The sequence below is a fragment of the Roseicyclus marinus genome (assembly GCF_030163795.1).
GTDB classification, from domain to species: Bacteria; Pseudomonadota; Alphaproteobacteria; order Rhodobacterales; family Rhodobacteraceae; genus Roseicyclus; species Roseicyclus marinus.
Window position 1 is genome coordinate 143,884 of the sequence record NZ_JASJOF010000007.1, and the last position, 14,272, is coordinate 158,155.

Here is a 14,272-nt window from a genome sequence, read left to right on the forward strand (position 1 = left end):
TCAGAACGCCCTTGTGACCTCGGTGAGTTTTGCGCGACGCCAGTCGCTTCGATGGGTAAAAATGTGACAAAAATGCCGCATCGCGGGAAAAACGTATCTGTCTCCAGCATTAAATCTGGTATTCCTGCAGAATTTTCACAGGCGGCTTTTCGTTTTTTTCGCATCGCATGTCGTTGGGTTCGGTGACCTCTCGCAGCCAACGAACCTTGATCGGCGAGGTGAATTTATGTCTTTGACCTATGGATTTTCGCAGCGGAAATTCACGAATTTTCGCAAATGGAACCATGCGAGGCTTCGTCGAGTGCCTCCTTGTCGATTACTTTGTTGGGGAGCAACACTCGTGCATCTGACGAAGCCAGGACGACTTGGGGCCTTACGCTGTGCGCTCAATCACTCCCTTGTTCGCCAACGAACGAACTGCTGCGCTCCTTCTCGACATGAAGCCTGCAGAATTTCGATCCTTAGTGAGGCAAGGCGTTCTGCCAAAGCCAATGGCAATCGGAGGTCTCGAGCGTTGGGACGTGGAGCAACTTCGAGCGATTGTTACTGGCAGGATGGCAGCGGGAATTGGATTAATAGAATGGTAAGCCGCAAGAAATTTCTTTGGCAACACCCGGCGGGTCGCTGGTATGTGCGCAAATACCTAAATCGTAAGATGGTCTATCTGGGGCGGATCACAGCAGACGAAGGTAGCGCCGAATTTGATCGACAGTATTGGGAAATCGTAAGTGGCAAGAGGGCTGCCGCGAAGACGTCTTGGGGCACACTTATTGATGATATGCTGGAAACCGATAAGTGGGCCAGCCTTTCTCCGCGGTACCGTAAAGACCTTGAACTGGTTTTCGAGTATCTCAGGAACAAGATCGGTGACGCAGACGTGGCCCGCCTCAGTCAAGCCGATATTTACGATGCAATGGAAAAGAACCGCCACCGCATTCGTTTTGCAAACTACATTCCAACGGCGGTGAGCATGTTGTCCAAGCTGGCGATCCGCAAGCGTTGGCGCAAGGATAACCCGGCAATCGACATTGAACCGCTCAAGGTTCCAAAGAGCCGACAGAAACCACACTTGCCGTGGACGGATTGGGCAGTGGAGAAGATGCGAAATGAAGGCAAGGCTTTGCCTCTGCTGATCTTCGAAATCGGCGTCGGTAGCGTCCAGCGTCCTGGCGATTGGGTCGAGTTTCTATGGGGTGACTATGACGGCTGGCACCTTGAGTTGAGCCAGAACAAGACCAAGGTTGACCTGAGACTGCCATGTACTCCGCAATTGAAGGCAGCGCTGGACCGTCACAAGGCTTGCCTCGGGTTTGAGCCGCATCCGTCGCGCCATATCCTCACTCGCACCGATGGCTCCGCAATGGATTATCACGCGATGGCTCGTATCATGATCAACGAACGCAAGCGGCTTGGCCTGATGGCCTACGATCAACACGCGTTGCGCTATCGCGGGGTGATGGAGCTGGCTTGGTCGGGTTGCTCTGACGACGAAATCGCTAGTTACAGCGGTCACACGTCTAAAGCGATGATCATCAAATATGCTGGGCTTGCTCGTCAGATCATGCGTGCGACTTCGGCGGCGGAGAAAAGGAAGCTATGGGCGCGGCTATAGCGGCGAACGGAACATGACCGGAACAGGAACTTGATACCCGAGGTGATACCCCAATGAACACAGTCAGCACTAACCCGTTGAAAATAATGGAGGCGAGTACCGGAATCGAACCGGTCTTCACGGATTTGCAATCCGGTGCGTAACCACTCCGCCAACTCGCCGCCGGGTGTGGCGTGTGACGTATCCCAAGCGGGGAGACTGCGCAAGCCGCGATAGGGGTTCATCGTCGCATAGGTCCACGCCGCCGTTGCGCACCCGGGCGGGCTGTGCCAAGACGTTTTCAGGAAAACTATACGGAATGGTTCAGTTCCCATGGCTGACTTCGCAGAGCGCCGCCGCACGATGGTCGACACACAGGTTCGTCCGTCGGATGTGACCAGTTTCACCGTCATCGACGCCATGTTGGTCGTCCCGCGCGAGGCCTTCGTGCCCGCCGCGTCGCGCGATCTGGCCTATGTCGGCGGCCCCGTTTCGTTGAGCGGCGGGCGTCAGTTGATGGAGCCGCGCACGATCGCCAAGATGCTGAACGCGCTGGAGGTCACGCCGAAGGATCTGGTGCTCGAGATCGGGCCGGGCACGGGCTATACCACCGCGCTTCTGGCGCGGATGGCCGAGGCCGTGGTCGCGGTCGAGGAGGACGAGGCGCTGGCCCGCGAGGCGGAAGCCGCGCTGTTGGCGCAGGGCGCGGACAATGCCGCCGTCCTGACCGGCCCGCTGGTCGAGGGGTCGGCCCGCAACGCCCCCTATGACGCCATCGCGGTCTTTGCCGGTGTCGAGGAGATTCCGCAGGCTATCTTGGACCAGTTGAAGGACGGGGGCCGTATCGTTGCCGTCTTCATGCAGGGGGCACTGGGCGAGGCACGGCTGGGCGTGAAGGCGCGTGGCAAGGTGTCGTGGCAGATGGAATTCAACGCGACGGCTCCCGTGCTGCCGGGCTTTGCGCGGGCACCGAGTTTCGTATTTTGAGGCGCGCCACGCGCCGGGGTTCCACAGGCGGGATCCGTGAGCGGCCGAACGGGGCCAGGTGACGGGGTGAGGCGATGATGGGCAGGGTTTCGAGGATCGGGCGGGGTATCGCCGCGGCGGTGGCGCTGGCGCTGATGCTGCCGGGGGCGGCGCATGCCGACAGCTTGCGGCAGGTTTTGGCGGATGCCTATGCCAATTCACAACTGCTGGAGCAGAACCGCTACCTGTTGCGGATCGAAGACGAGGGCGTGAACCAAGCCTATGCGGCGCTCCTGCCGACGGTCAATTTCGTCGCCTCCACCTCGCGCGATCTGGTGGCGGATACGACCACCACGACCTTCCGGCTGCTGGGCGAGCTGACGATCTACCAAGGCGGGTCGCGGATCGCCGCGCGGCAGGGCGCGGAGGCGGCGGTCAATGCCGCGCGCCAGCAACTGGTCGCGCTGGAGCAGCAGGTGCTGCTGGATGCGGTCACCGCCTATCTGGAGGTCTGGGAAGCGGCGCAGATCGTGGGCGTGCGCGAACGCAACGTGCGGGTCCTGACCGAGCAGCTCCGCGCGGCGCGCGACCGGTTCGAGGTGGGCGAGGATACGCGCACCGATGTGGCGCAGGCCGAATCGCAGCTGGCCACGGCACGCTCGGCCCTGGCCGCCGCCCAAGGCACGCTGGAGATCGCGCGGGAATTGTTCAACATCGCGGTGGGGCGCTACCCCAACGGCCTGCCCGATCCGGGCGGTCTGCCGCGGCTTCCGGCGTCGGAAGAGGCGGCGCAGCAATTGGCCCGTCAGGTGCATCCCTCCGTTCTGGCGCGCCAGTTCGAGGTGACGGCGGCGGAATTCGGGGTCGAGGAGGCGCGGGGCGCCACCCGGCCCAACATCACGCTCGACCTGTCGCGCGGGGAGACCACCAGCGCGCCGACGGCCCGGCAAGAGGGCAACAGCGCCAGCATCGGCCTGACCCTGACGCAACCGATCTATCGCGGCGGGCAACTTGCTTCGCTGGAGCGGCAGGCGCTGGCACAGGTCGAGGCGGTGCGGTTCGGCCTGAACCAGCAGGTGCTGATCAATTTGCAGAACCTCGGCAATGCCTATGCGCGGCTGCGCATCGCCACGGCGCAGATCCAGGCCTCGGATCAGCGGATCCGTGCGGCGCAGCTGGCCTTCGAGGGTGTGCGTGAAGAGGCTTCGCTGGGCGCGCGGACCACGCTTGACGTGCTGGATGCCGAGCAGGACCTGCTGGAGGCGCGGATTGGCCGGATTGAGGCGCAATCGGATCTTTACGCGGCCTCCTATGGGATTCTAGCGGCGTCGGGGCTGATGACGGTCGCGCATCTGGAGCTTCCGGTGCCGGAATATGACGTGGGCGCCTATTCGACCGCCTTTCCCGGGGGGCGGCCGCGTGTCGCCTCGCCGCAGGGAGACCGTTTGGACACGCTGTTGCAGGCGATCGGGCGCGACTGAGGCGGCGTGATCCGGCCCCGGGCGCGGCAGTCGGGACAGCGAGCTATCCGTTGTGCGGTGAAGCGGTTCCGGCTATGGTCCGGGGCAAGCCCCCCGGGTCGAGGGGACGTGCGTTCCGGTCGTGACTTCTGCGCCATGCGGGGTATTCGTCCGGTCGAGGAGTGAGCGGTCATGTCGGATCCTGCAAAATCCGTGAGCGAGATCGAGGATGTTTTGGCCTCGATCCGTCGCCTTGTCTCCGAGGGGCAGGGTGCGCCGCTGGTGGCGGCCCCGACCTCAGCGGCCCCGCGCCTCGTGCTGACGGCAGCGCAGCGCGTCACCGAACCTGACGATCCTTGGACGCCGGTGCCATCCGCATCGCCCGCAACCGAAGCGACATCCGAGGATCCCGCTTGGGGACTTGAGGATCGTCTTTCGGATTGGGGCGAAATCGAGAGCAGCGCCGAGGAAGCGATCGAGGATGCCATAGCCGAGCAATCGGCGCCGGTCCCGCCCGGTCCCGCAGCCGATGCAAGCTCCTTCGAGCCGGCGGCTGAGGGTGATGCGGAGGAGCCCGTCTTCGAGCCTGAAACCGGCGATACGAACTGGCCCGATGCGGGCGCGACGCGGGCCTTGCGCGATCTGGCGATGGTGCGCGGTCAGACCGGCGGCGAGGATGTCGCTGCGGGAACGGGCATGAGCGAGGACGCGGTAGCCGATCGTCACACGCCGGTCACTGAAGCCACGGGCTTTGCCGAGGCTGAGGCTGAGGCTGAGGCAGGGGGCGAGGAAAAGGCCGCCCGGCCTGCGGGCGAGGATAAGACCGCCCGGCCTGCGGGCGAGGATAAGACCGCCCGGCCTGCGGGCGAGGATAAGACCGCCCGGCCTGCGGGCGAGGCAGCCAACACCGGCGCGGCGCAGGATAACCCGGACCGGAGGGAGAGCCCGATGACCGACGAAACGGCGATCGGGGAGGACCCGGTGGACGAGGCCAAAAGCACCGGGGCCAAGCGCACCGGGGCCAAGGTTCCCTTGGCGCCGCGCCGGGTGGTGTTGCGCCCTGTTGCCGTAGATCGCGCGGCCACCACAAATACCGATGCGCCATCCGGGGCGCCTGTCGCCGAGGAGCGTAACGACGCTCCGCCCGCCGAGGAACGCACCGAAGCACCTTCCGCCGAGGGCCGTCACGAGGCTCAGCCCGCTGAGCATGGCGATGGCGAGCCGCATGTCGAGGATCAGGACGACGATCCGGATGTCGAGGATCTGGGCGACGAGCCGCAGCCCTTCACCTTTCCCGAGGCCGAGGATGGGATCTTGGACGAGGAGACCTTGCGCCAGATCGTGGCCGAGGTGGTGCGCGAGGAATTGCAGGGCGTTCTAGGGCAGCGGATCACGCGCAACGTGCGCAAGATGGTCCGCCGCGAGGTCAGGCTGGCCCTTGCCGCGCAGGATCTGGAGTGAGGTGGGCGGCCGCAATGTGCGCCCACCCTTGACCCGTGGCCGCGCCGGTCCAAGGTAGGATCCATGTTCCCGCTGCGCGATCATAACCCGTCGAACCGGCCCCCCTTTGTCACTTGGGGCCTCATCGTTCTGAACGTGCTGATCTTCCTAAGCTATTATCCGGCCCTGTCAGGCTCGGAGCGGCTGCTGATGGGGTTCTACGCGGATTGGGCGCTGGTGCCCGCCGAGGTGTTGCGGGGGCAGGACGGGCATACCGTCATCACCTCGATGTTCCTGCACGGCGGTTGGATGCACCTGATCGGGAACATGTTGTTCCTCTACATCTTCGGCGACAATCTCGAGGATCTGCTGGGGCATGTGACGTTTCTGGGCTTCTACCTCGCCTCGGGCGTGGCGGCGGCGGCGGGACAGATCATCGCGGGGCCGGGATCCACCGTGCCGATGGTCGGTGCCTCGGGGGCGATTGCCGGGGTGATGGGGGCCTATCTGCTGTTTTTCCCGCGCGCGCGGATCGACGTGCTGGTGATCATCGTCTTCCTGATCCGGGTTTTCACCATTCCCGCTTGGCTGATGCTGGGCCTGTGGTTCGGGTTGCAGCTGGTCAACGGCCTGTCGATGGATGTGGCGGGCGGCGGCGTGGCCTATTGGGCGCATGCGGGCGGCTTCGTGGCCGGTGTGCTGCTGGTGCTGCCCGCATGGCTGCGGCGCGGTGGCCCCGACTATTGGGCGCACTGGCATGGCAAGCCGCCGCATGACGAGGTGGAATATGTCATGGAGCGCAGCCGCCGCAGCCCCATTCCCCGTGTTCGGCAGGTGCGCAGCGATCGGGCCTCGACCCGGCCATTGGCCGACCTGTCGCGTATCCCACGCAGTGGCAGCCGCCGTGGGCCGCGCACGCCCTGGTCGGGCGGTCGGGACTGAGAACGCCGTTTTTGGCCGACGCAAGAGGATTTGCTGTGCCCAATTGTGGCAAAACATTAACAAAATCTTGATGAACGTGAGGCAGCGCCTATATCTGGCGCTCTGGGGATCGAAAACCTACTGGAATCTGTGTACTTCCCGATCAAGCCATGCGCAGAACGCATAGCAAGGTTGTGATAATCGCATCACAGAATCGCACACAGATCGGGCAGAAGGGTCCTCACGCCGGAAACGCAAGAGCAAAAAAGGACGACGAAATGCGGGATTTCGTTGATGGCACTGCCTTCAACTTCGAACAAGGCCAACGCGCGCGCAAGCTTTTTGCCGCCGTGGTGCTTGCCGCGCTTGATGATGCGATCGCGGATGACAAGAAATACGGCAATGGCCCCGAGCAGATCGCCCGCTGGGCACGGTCGCGCGACGGCCGTGAAGTGCTGAGCTGCGCCGGCATCGACCCCAACGAGCGCGTGGTGAAGGGCCTGATGGCCTTCGTTGCGCAGGGCGTCCGGACGTCGGTCGCACTGAGCCGGGAAGAGAGCGAACGCCGCCATCAGGCCGACGCCGAGGCCGAAGCCGCCTGAGGCGGATCGGACCAAAACCAGAAAAACGCGCCCTCCGGGGCGCGTTTTCTTTTTCGCACTCAAGAATATCGCTCAGCCGGGCTGTGCCCGCCCTTGGGCATCTACCGGGGCGAATGATCGCCGCGACGCGCCCGGCGCGGTCCGGCATCTGGTCTGATTGGTGCGGGCGGGGGGACTTGAACCCCCACGGCACAAAGGCCCACGGATTTTAAGTCCGATATGTCTACCATTCCATCACGCCCGCATCGGGCGCATGGCTAGCGGCTTGGCGCAGGCTTGGCAATCGGGCGGCGACCTGTCGCGCGACCTTGCGACAGATCAAGGCGGCGGCGGCGGCTTTGCCGCATTCTGGACCCGGACGCGCAGCCCCGGATGGCCAGGAGAGGTGCCATGCCCCACCACGGACGCGATACGGTAACGGTTTCCCCGCCGACGTTCGAGCGCAGCGCCTTTGCGCGGGTCGATGCCGATCTGCCCGCCGGTCACGCGCCGATGGACCGCGACTGGCTGATGGCGCGATTTTCCGAGGGTTTGCAGATCCGGCTGCTCAGACAGCCTGCGACAGGTCTGGTGATCTTTCAGCCCGGCAAGCTGGCGTGGCGTCCGATCGAGGGAGCGGACCGCGCGCTAGTGGTGCAAGATCTGCGGATCGCGCCGGATCTGGTGGCCCGCGACGGCGCGGCGCGGCTGTGGTCCGTCGCGGAAGGATTCGCGCGTTATTACGGGCTTGGGGCAGTTCTGGCCCTGATCGGGCGGGGACCGGGCCTGATCGCGCCCGAGGTTGCGCCTGGTCGCGGCTGGCTCACGCTGGACGAGGGGCCCTGTGGCGTGCGGCTGATCGGGCGTATCCTGCAAGGCCCCCTGGCCCTGCCGCACCTGCCGGACGACTGGGACAGGCGGGCCATGGCGCTGGGGCCGGGCGTGGTGATCCAGACCACCGGCGAATGCGGCGCGCTGGAAGACCGGGCGCGGCGGATGTTGGGCGCCCTGTCGGCGCTGCGCATCCCCGCGCGACACGACCGCCCGACAGAGGCCTGCGACCTGCGCGCCCGCGCCGTCCGGCCCGATGCGGTCTATTCCGTCGTTGTGGACGGGCAGGTCATCGGCGGACCGCAGGTGACGCTCGATGTGATCCTCGACTGCCTCGGCGGGGGTCAGAGCCCTTCGTAGGCGCAGATCGCGTGGACGGGCACGCCCATCGCCTCGATCCGCTTGCGGCCGCCCAGATCCGGCAGGTCGATCACGAAGGCGCAGCCCACCACCTCGGCCCCGAGCCGTTCGACCAGCCGGATGCCCGCCTCGGCGGTGCCGCCCGTGGCCAGAAGATCGTCGACGATCAGGACCTTTTCGCCCGGCTCCAGCGCATCATCGTGGATTTCCACCGTGGCGCGGCCGTATTCCAGTTCATAGTCCTGTTCGATGGTGCGCGCGGGCAGTTTGCCCTTTTTGCGGATTGGCACGAAACCCTTGGACAGCTGGTGCGCCACTGCGCCGCCGAGGATGAAGCCCCGCGCCTCCAGCCCCGCCACGCGGTCGATACGGGCGCCGACATAGGGCGAGAGCAATTGATCGACCGCAAGCCGGAATCCGCGCGCGTCCTGAAACAGGGTCGTGACATCGCGGAACAGGATCCCCTCATGCGGGAAATCGGGGATCGTGCGGATGTAATCCTGAACGGTTTTGTGGGCGGTCATCGGGGATCTTGTCCTTCTTGTGGGCGCGTTCAGGGGCGCGGATAGTGGAGCCGCAGCGCGGCGGCATCCTGACCGCGCAGCCAGACGGTGGAATTGCTGTATTCGGCGAAGATCGAAGTGCCATAGGACGGGCTGTCGACATCCGTCGGCAGGCCCATCGCCTGCACCAGTTCCTCGAGCACGACCGAGGCGATCTCGCGCCGGTTGATGTCCTGGCTGATGGCGATGGCGGCCGAAACGATATCCTCCCCGCGCGAGCGGAGCGCGACGCGGGCAATCGCCATGTCGGCTCCGTCGAGATCGGGCAGGCTCGTGCCCGAGATCCTGCCGCCCTGCGGCGTGTCGACGAGGAACAGCGGCACGTCCAGATCGCCTTCGTAGGCGCGGGTCAGATGCAGATCCGCGCCCGAGGCGTTGATCTGGTCGATGGCGGCATCGATGGCGCGGTCGATGAGGTCGAACTTGTAGGAGGGAAAGGTCGTGGCGACAGCAGCGATGCCCACGCGCATCTCGCCCCGCCGCGCCTCGGGCCAGCGGATCATCGGTTTGGTGCAGGGCCCGCCCGGTTCGGCCCCGCAGGCGACGAGGCGGTAGAAATCGTGATCCGAGACCAAGCCGGGCAAGGGCACGAATTCCTGCGCCTCGACCGCCGTGGCGGCAAGGGTGAGGCCGGTCACAAGGATAAGCCCGTTACGCATGGCGACAGGTGACGGCAAGCCGTGCCCGCGCGCAAGCGGGTCGCGCCAAGGGGTTGGCTGGCTGTTGCGCGAAGATCGCGGGCGGAGCGGATCAGCCGACCAGGTGACGGGCGAGAAAGGCCAGCGCCTCGTGCCGCATCTCGGGCGTTTCCACATGGCCCGTCCGGGGCGAAAGGTGCAGGTGCAGCCGGTCCGGCGCATTGGCATAGGCCTGCGTCAGCCGCGCCACCGCGGGATCGTACGCCTCTGGCGGCGTCAGCGGGTCCGTTTGGCCCAAGGCCACGAAGTGCGGGCGTGGCGCGACAAGGGCCGCGACATCGCCCATGTCGCCTTCGGTCAGAAGGCCCGGCACGGTCATGTAGGGCCCGTGCAGGTCATGCGCGCCCGTGGCGATCAGAGGTGCCATATCGCCAAGGACACACAGATGCGCGCAGGCCGCGATGCGCGGCTCGAGCGCCGCAAGCCAATAGGCATGGGTGCCGCCCATCGACAGGCCCAGCGTGGCGATGCGCGCCGCGTCCACCTCGGGGCGCGCTTCCAGCCAGCGAAAGGCGGCGTGCAAGTCCGCCAGCATCCGCCCCATCAGCGGCCGACCCTGCCAGAGCGCGGCCTTGACCAGCGCCGCCTCGGGCCCCTCGTCCTGCCGTCCGCCGAAGGGGGCGAGGTCTATGGCCAGGCTTGCGACGCCCAGATCGGCCAGCGCCGGGCCATAGGGGCCGTGCAGGGCAGGACGGCCGAGCACCAGTTCCTCGGCCCCGATCTCGTAGCGGTTGCCATGGGCATGGCAGTAGAGAACGGCAGGATAAGGCCCTGCTCCGGTCGGGCGGAGGTAGATCGCGGGGATCTGCGTGCTGCCGATGGTCAGGATAAAGCGGTGCAGCCTGTGCGCGCCCAGTTCCACGCCTGCGCCGGGGTCGCCCCGCGCCCTGTCGGTCGTGCCGCCCGGCTGGCCCAGAAGCTGCCACAGACGCGCGGCATTCAGCATCGCACTGTCACAACACGCGGCCCGCCACAGCCGACAGTTGCGCCACCATCGCAGGGTCGCGCCGGTCCGGGGCGGTCAGGATGGCATGATCCAGCGCCCGGTCGCACCCATGCGGACAGGGCGCGCGGTCCGCACTCAGCAGGTCCGGCAGGCGTGCGACCAGCGCGCGGGCCTTGTCGGCATTGCCGCTCAGGACGCGGATGATGTCGCTGATGTCGACGCTGCCGTGGTCGGGATGCCAGCTGTCGTAATCGGTGATCATGGCGACGGAGGCGTAGCACAGCTCCGCCTCGCGGGCGAGTTTCGCCTCGGGCATGTTGGTCATGCCGATCACGTCGCAGTCCCAGACCTCGCGGTAGAGCTTCGATTCGGCCAGGGTCGAGAACTGCGGCCCTTCCATCGCCAGATAGGTGCCGCCCTCATGCACGGTGATGCCTTCGGCGCGGGCCGCTTGCGCACAGGCCGCGCCCAGCCGGGGACAGGTCGGGTGGGCGACCGAGACATGGGCGACAAGGCCGGGCCCGAAAAACGACTTTTCGCGCGCGAAGGTGCGGTCGATGAATTGGTCGACGATCACGAAATCGCCCGGCGCCATCTCCTCGCGGAAGGAGCCGCAGGCGGAGACGCAAATCACGTCGGTCACGCCCAGACGCTTCAGCGCATCGATATTGGCCCTGTAGGGAACGGAGGTCGGGCTATGCACATGCCCGCGCCCGTGGCGCGGCAAAAACGCCATGGGCACGCCGCCGAGCCGCCCGGTCAGCACCGCATCCGAGGGCGCGCCGAAGGGGCTTTGCACCTCGACCCATTGGGCCTCTTCCAGTCCGTCGATCTGGTAGACGCCCGATCCGCCGATCACCCCGATCATGGTCTGCATCGCCTTGCCCTTTCGTGCCAACCGCCGCGCGCCTCAGCCAAGCATCCCGAGGGGCGCACAGCAAGCCCTGTCCCCTTCATCTTCCCCCAAATACGGTCAGCCCGGCCTGCGCCGCCCGCGCGCCGTCATTCTCCGGGCCGCTTCAGGCTGAATTTCTCGCGGATCACGGCGTAATCGCGATAGCCCATGCGCGTCAGCGGGTTGAAGGACAGGACGTCGAATTCCCCGTCCTTCAGGCAATCGTCGCGCATGTGGATGCCCGTGACTTCCCCGAAGACGGCGAAATTCGCCTCACCCTCCAGCCGCACGATCTGCGTCAGCCGGCATTCGAGCGATGCGGGTGCGCCTGCCACGCGCGAGCAGGGGATGGTTTCGCAATCGACCCGGTCGATGCCAGCCAGCGCGAATTCATCCGTCTCCTTGGGCCACGGGCCCGAGGTGCGGTTCATCGCGTCGCGCATCGCGTATTCCACCACGTTCACGCAAAAGACGCCCGTCTCGCGGATGTTGGCGACGCTGTCCTTGGTGTCGCCGCGATCCTCCTTGGCCGAGGTCGAGGCGAACATGACCTGGGGCGGCACATAGGCGACCGCGTTGAAGAAGGAATAGGGTGCCAGGTTTTCCGAGCCGTCCGCGCCCCGGGTGGAGATCCAGCCGATGGGCCGGGGCGTCACGATGGCGTTGAACGGGTTGTGGGGCAGGCCGTGGCCATCGGCGGGGCGATAGAACATGGGCGGCATCTCCTTGCTCGGGTTTGTGCCAGACCTAGCGGCATGCTAGGCCAAGGGCCAGAGGCAGGGCACGGCGGGCATGTATCGGCTGGAGCAGGAAACATCGGCGGACCGCTGGGAAGTGGAGGCGCTTTACGACACATGTTTCGCGCCGGGGCGCGAGGCGCTGTCGTCTTACCGTTTGCGCGAAGCTGTGCCGCCGGTGGCGCGGCTTTGCCTTGTGGCGCGCGATCCCGACGGCATCCTTGCGGGCGCGATCCGCTTCTGGCCGGTGCGCGTTGGGCGGGCCGAGGCGCTTTTGCTCGGCCCCGTGGCGGTTCACCCGACGCGGCAGGGCGAGGGATTGGGCGGGCTTTTGATGCGCGAAGGGATGAAGCGGGCAGAGGAAGACCGCTGGCCGCGCATCATGCTGGTGGGGGATGAGCCCTATTACCGCCGCTTCGGTTTCGTAAAGCTCGAGGGCGTGGAGATGCCGCCGCCGACGAACCCGGACCGGGTTCTGGGCATCGGCCATTGGGCAGGCGTCACGGGCAAGGTTACGCGCTGGACGCGGTGAGGGCGGCGGAAAACGCGCGTTTTCCGTGACGAAAAACTGCAGTTTTTCGTCGGGCAAAACTGCAGTTTTGCCGCGTCAGCCGCGAAGGCGCGCCGCGATCATCTCGGCCGCTTTTTCCGCGATCATCGTCACGGGTGCATGGGTGTTGCCGCTGGGAATGGACGGCATGACCGAGGCATCGGCGATGGACAGACCGCCGATCCCGTTCACGGTCAGGTCGGGGCTGACCACCGCGCCGGGGTCGGGGCCCATCCGCGCGGTCGAGACCGGGTGAAAGATCGTCGTGGCGATGTCGCCCGCCGCTTTCAGGAGTGCCGCCTCGCCATCCACCTCGGGGCCCGGCTTGATCTCGGTCGGCGCGAATTCCGCCATCCGGCGCGTCGCCATCAGGCGGCGGGCGTGGCGGATCGAGTCGACGGCCACGCGCTGATCGGCGGGGGCGGTCAGGTAGCCGGGTCGGATCGCGGGTGGGGCGGCCGGGTCTGCCTGTGTGACATGCACCGAGCCGCGGCTTTCCGGCCGCAAGTTGCAGACCGAGACGGTGAGCGCCGGGAAGGGATGCAGCGGCTGGCCAAAGGCCTCGAGCGAGAGCGGCTGGACATGGTATTCGATATTGGGTGTCTCATGCTCGGAGGAGGAGCGGGTGAAGATCCCAAGTTGCGAGGGGGCCATCGCCAAGGGGCCGGAGCGGGTCAGCGCGTAGTCGAGGCCGATCTTCAGCTTGCCGAGGAGGCTGGCATAGGTGTCGTTGAGCGTGCGCGCGCCCGTGATGCGAAAGATCGTGCGGATCTGAAGGTGGTCGGCAAGGTTTTCGCCCACGCCGGAGCTGTCGTGCCGCATCTCGATGCCTAGGGGGCGCAGGATGTCGGGCCGCCCGATGCCGGACAATTCGAGAATCTTCGGCGTGCCGATGGCGCCTGCCGCCAGCACAACCTCGCCGCCTGCGCGCGCGTGATGGGCCGCCCCGTCCTGGACGAAGATGACCCCGGTTGCGCGCTTGCCGTCGAAGGAGAGGTGCCGCACCTCGGCCCCGGTGACGATGCGAAGGTTGGGGCGGCGGCGCACCGGATCGAGAAACGCCTTGCGCGCGTTCCAGCGCAGGCCGCGTTTCTGGTTCACCTCGAAATAGCCCGCGCCCTCGTTGTCGCCGCGGTTGAAATCGGGGCTGCGGGGGATGCCCAGTTCCTCGGCCGCCTCGGCCACGGCGTCGAGGATGGGCCAGTTCAGCCGCTGGCGTTCGACGCGCAATTCGCCGCTGTCACCATGGGTGTCGTCACCGCCGCCGTGATAGGCCTCGGAGCGCTTGAAGTAGGGCAGCACGTCGTCCCAGCCCCAGCCGGTATTGCCCATCTGTCGCCAAAGATCATAGTCGCGCGCCTGCCCGCGCATGTAGATCATGCCGTTGATGGAGGAGCAGCCGCCAAGAACCTTGCCGCGCGGATAGTTCAGCGCGCGTCCGTTCAGGCCCGGCTCGGCTTCGGTCTTGAGGCACCAGTCGAGGCTCGGATCGCCCATGGCGTAGAGGTAGCCGACCGGCACATGGACCCAAAGACGGTTGTCGCTGCCGCCGGCCTCGAGCAGCAGGACCCGGCATTCTGGATCTGCGGACAGGCGATTGGCCAGCACGCAGCCCGCCGAGCCCGCGCCGACGATCACCACGTCCCACTCGCCGAAATCCTGCGTGATCATGCCTGCCCCCGTAGGGTGGGCAATCCTGCCCACCATCCCCGCACCATTCCCGCGCACCGGTC

Annotated in this window: 14 protein-coding genes and 2 tRNA genes; 8 read left to right on the top strand and 8 right to left on the bottom strand. The window is 66.0% G+C overall.

Going from position 1 to position 14,272, the window contains the following annotated elements; genetic code table 11:
* Nucleotides 1-580: 580 nt before the first annotated feature.
* Nucleotides 581-1,612, top strand: a complete 1,032-nt coding sequence (locus tag QQK63_RS12515; RefSeq protein WP_277824080.1) for a tyrosine-type recombinase/integrase — start codon at nt 581-583, stop codon at nt 1,610-1,612.
* Nucleotides 1,613-1,699: 87 nt separating this feature from the next.
* Here the strand turns inward: QQK63_RS12515 and QQK63_RS12520 are convergent.
* A tRNA-Cys gene (locus tag QQK63_RS12520) sits at nt 1,700-1,773 on the bottom strand.
* 151 nt (nt 1,774-1,924) lie between these two features.
* Between QQK63_RS12520 and QQK63_RS12525 the strand changes: the two genes are divergently transcribed.
* The 5 genes from QQK63_RS12525 (at nt 1,925) to QQK63_RS12545 (ending at nt 6,980) form a co-directional block, all read left to right on the top strand.
* Nucleotides 1,925-2,578 (top strand): protein-L-isoaspartate O-methyltransferase family protein, encoded by a 654-nt coding sequence (locus QQK63_RS12525; protein WP_277824078.1) that lies wholly within the window; start codon nt 1,925-1,927, stop codon nt 2,576-2,578.
* Nucleotides 2,579-2,652: 74 nt separating this feature from the next.
* Entirely contained in the window at nt 2,653-4,038 is a 1,386-nt protein-coding gene (locus tag QQK63_RS12530) for a TolC family outer membrane protein (protein WP_277824076.1), read from the top strand.
* Nucleotides 4,039-4,209: 171 nt separating this feature from the next.
* A complete protein-coding gene (locus QQK63_RS12535; protein ID WP_284283220.1) occupies nt 4,210-5,478 on the top strand; it encodes a hypothetical protein in 1,269 nt (422 codons plus the stop codon).
* A gap of 63 nt (nt 5,479-5,541) precedes the next feature.
* A complete protein-coding gene (locus tag QQK63_RS12540) occupies nt 5,542-6,399 on the top strand; it encodes a rhomboid family intramembrane serine protease (RefSeq protein WP_277824072.1) in 858 nt (285 codons plus the stop codon).
* A gap of 257 nt (nt 6,400-6,656) precedes the next feature.
* Entirely contained in the window at nt 6,657-6,980 is a 324-nt protein-coding gene (locus QQK63_RS12545) for a DUF6280 family protein (RefSeq protein ID WP_277824070.1), read from the top strand.
* A 158-nt stretch (nt 6,981-7,138) separates the two neighbouring features.
* Here the strand turns inward: QQK63_RS12545 and QQK63_RS12550 are convergent.
* A tRNA-Leu gene (locus QQK63_RS12550) sits at nt 7,139-7,224 on the bottom strand.
* Between the two features lie 146 nt (nt 7,225-7,370).
* On the opposite strand from QQK63_RS12550, the gene QQK63_RS12555 reads away from it, so the two are divergent.
* Entirely contained in the window at nt 7,371-8,150 is a 780-nt protein-coding gene (locus QQK63_RS12555; RefSeq protein ID WP_277824068.1) for a hypothetical protein, read from the top strand.
* Here the strand turns inward: QQK63_RS12555 and QQK63_RS12560 are convergent.
* From QQK63_RS12560 to QQK63_RS12580, 5 genes are all read right to left on the bottom strand, one after another.
* Entirely contained in the window at nt 8,135-8,674 is a 540-nt protein-coding gene (locus QQK63_RS12560) for an adenine phosphoribosyltransferase (protein WP_277824066.1), read from the bottom strand. The two genes, QQK63_RS12555 and QQK63_RS12560, sit on opposite strands and share 16 nt — an antisense overlap.
* 29 nt (nt 8,675-8,703) lie before the next feature.
* Nucleotides 8,704-9,351, bottom strand: a complete 648-nt coding sequence (locus tag QQK63_RS12565; RefSeq protein WP_277824064.1) for a DUF2927 domain-containing protein — start codon at nt 9,349-9,351, stop codon at nt 8,704-8,706.
* 112 nt (nt 9,352-9,463) lie between these two features.
* Nucleotides 9,464-10,357, bottom strand: a complete 894-nt coding sequence (locus tag QQK63_RS12570; RefSeq protein ID WP_277824062.1) for an alpha/beta hydrolase family protein — start codon at nt 10,355-10,357, stop codon at nt 9,464-9,466.
* Between the two features lie 7 nt (nt 10,358-10,364).
* A complete protein-coding gene (locus tag QQK63_RS12575; protein WP_277824060.1) occupies nt 10,365-11,234 on the bottom strand; it encodes an S-methyl-5'-thioadenosine phosphorylase in 870 nt (289 codons plus the stop codon).
* A gap of 125 nt (nt 11,235-11,359) precedes the next feature.
* Complete coding sequence (locus tag QQK63_RS12580) at nt 11,360-11,965, bottom strand: flavin reductase family protein (protein ID WP_277824058.1); 606 nt, start codon at nt 11,963-11,965, stop codon at nt 11,360-11,362.
* A gap of 79 nt (nt 11,966-12,044) precedes the next feature.
* Here QQK63_RS12580 and QQK63_RS12585 point away from each other — a divergent pair, with 79 nt between their 5' ends.
* On the top strand, nt 12,045-12,521 hold the full coding sequence (locus QQK63_RS12585) for a GNAT family N-acetyltransferase (protein ID WP_277824056.1): 477 nt from the start codon (nt 12,045-12,047) through the stop codon (nt 12,519-12,521).
* Between the two features lie 75 nt (nt 12,522-12,596).
* On the opposite strand, the gene QQK63_RS12590 is transcribed toward QQK63_RS12585, so the two are convergent.
* The gene (locus tag QQK63_RS12590; protein ID WP_277824054.1) at nt 12,597-14,210 is read right to left on the bottom strand and encodes a GMC family oxidoreductase; all 1,614 of its coding nucleotides are present in this window, start codon (nt 14,208-14,210) and stop codon (nt 12,597-12,599) included.
* Nucleotides 14,211-14,272: the final 62 nt, after the last annotated feature.

Bases quoted from the DNA above. Each gene is read 5' to 3' on its own strand.
- QQK63_RS12515 (WP_277824080.1), top strand. From the start codon at position 581: ATGGTAAGCCGCAAGAAATTTCTTTGGCAACACCCGGCGGGTCGCTGG.
- QQK63_RS12525 (WP_277824078.1), top strand. From the start codon at position 1,925: ATGGCTGACTTCGCAGAGCGCCGCCGCACGATGGTCGACACACAGGTT.
- QQK63_RS12530 (WP_277824076.1), top strand. From the start codon at position 2,653: ATGATGGGCAGGGTTTCGAGGATCGGGCGGGGTATCGCCGCGGCGGTG.
- QQK63_RS12535 (WP_284283220.1), top strand. From the start codon at position 4,210: ATGTCGGATCCTGCAAAATCCGTGAGCGAGATCGAGGATGTTTTGGCC.
- QQK63_RS12540 (WP_277824072.1), top strand. From the start codon at position 5,542: ATGTTCCCGCTGCGCGATCATAACCCGTCGAACCGGCCCCCCTTTGTC.
- QQK63_RS12545 (WP_277824070.1), top strand. From the start codon at position 6,657: ATGCGGGATTTCGTTGATGGCACTGCCTTCAACTTCGAACAAGGCCAA.
- QQK63_RS12555 (WP_277824068.1), top strand. From the start codon at position 7,371: ATGCCCCACCACGGACGCGATACGGTAACGGTTTCCCCGCCGACGTTC.
- QQK63_RS12560 (WP_277824066.1), bottom strand. From the start codon at position 8,674: ATGACCGCCCACAAAACCGTTCAGGATTACATCCGCACGATCCCCGAT.
- QQK63_RS12570 (WP_277824062.1), bottom strand. From the start codon at position 10,357: ATGCTGAATGCCGCGCGTCTGTGGCAGCTTCTGGGCCAGCCGGGCGGC.
- QQK63_RS12575 (WP_277824060.1), bottom strand. From the start codon at position 11,234: ATGCAGACCATGATCGGGGTGATCGGCGGATCGGGCGTCTACCAGATC.
- QQK63_RS12580 (WP_277824058.1), bottom strand. From the start codon at position 11,965: ATGTTCTATCGCCCCGCCGATGGCCACGGCCTGCCCCACAACCCGTTC.
- QQK63_RS12585 (WP_277824056.1), top strand. From the start codon at position 12,045: ATGTATCGGCTGGAGCAGGAAACATCGGCGGACCGCTGGGAAGTGGAG.
- QQK63_RS12590 (WP_277824054.1), bottom strand. From the start codon at position 14,210: ATGATCACGCAGGATTTCGGCGAGTGGGACGTGGTGATCGTCGGCGCG.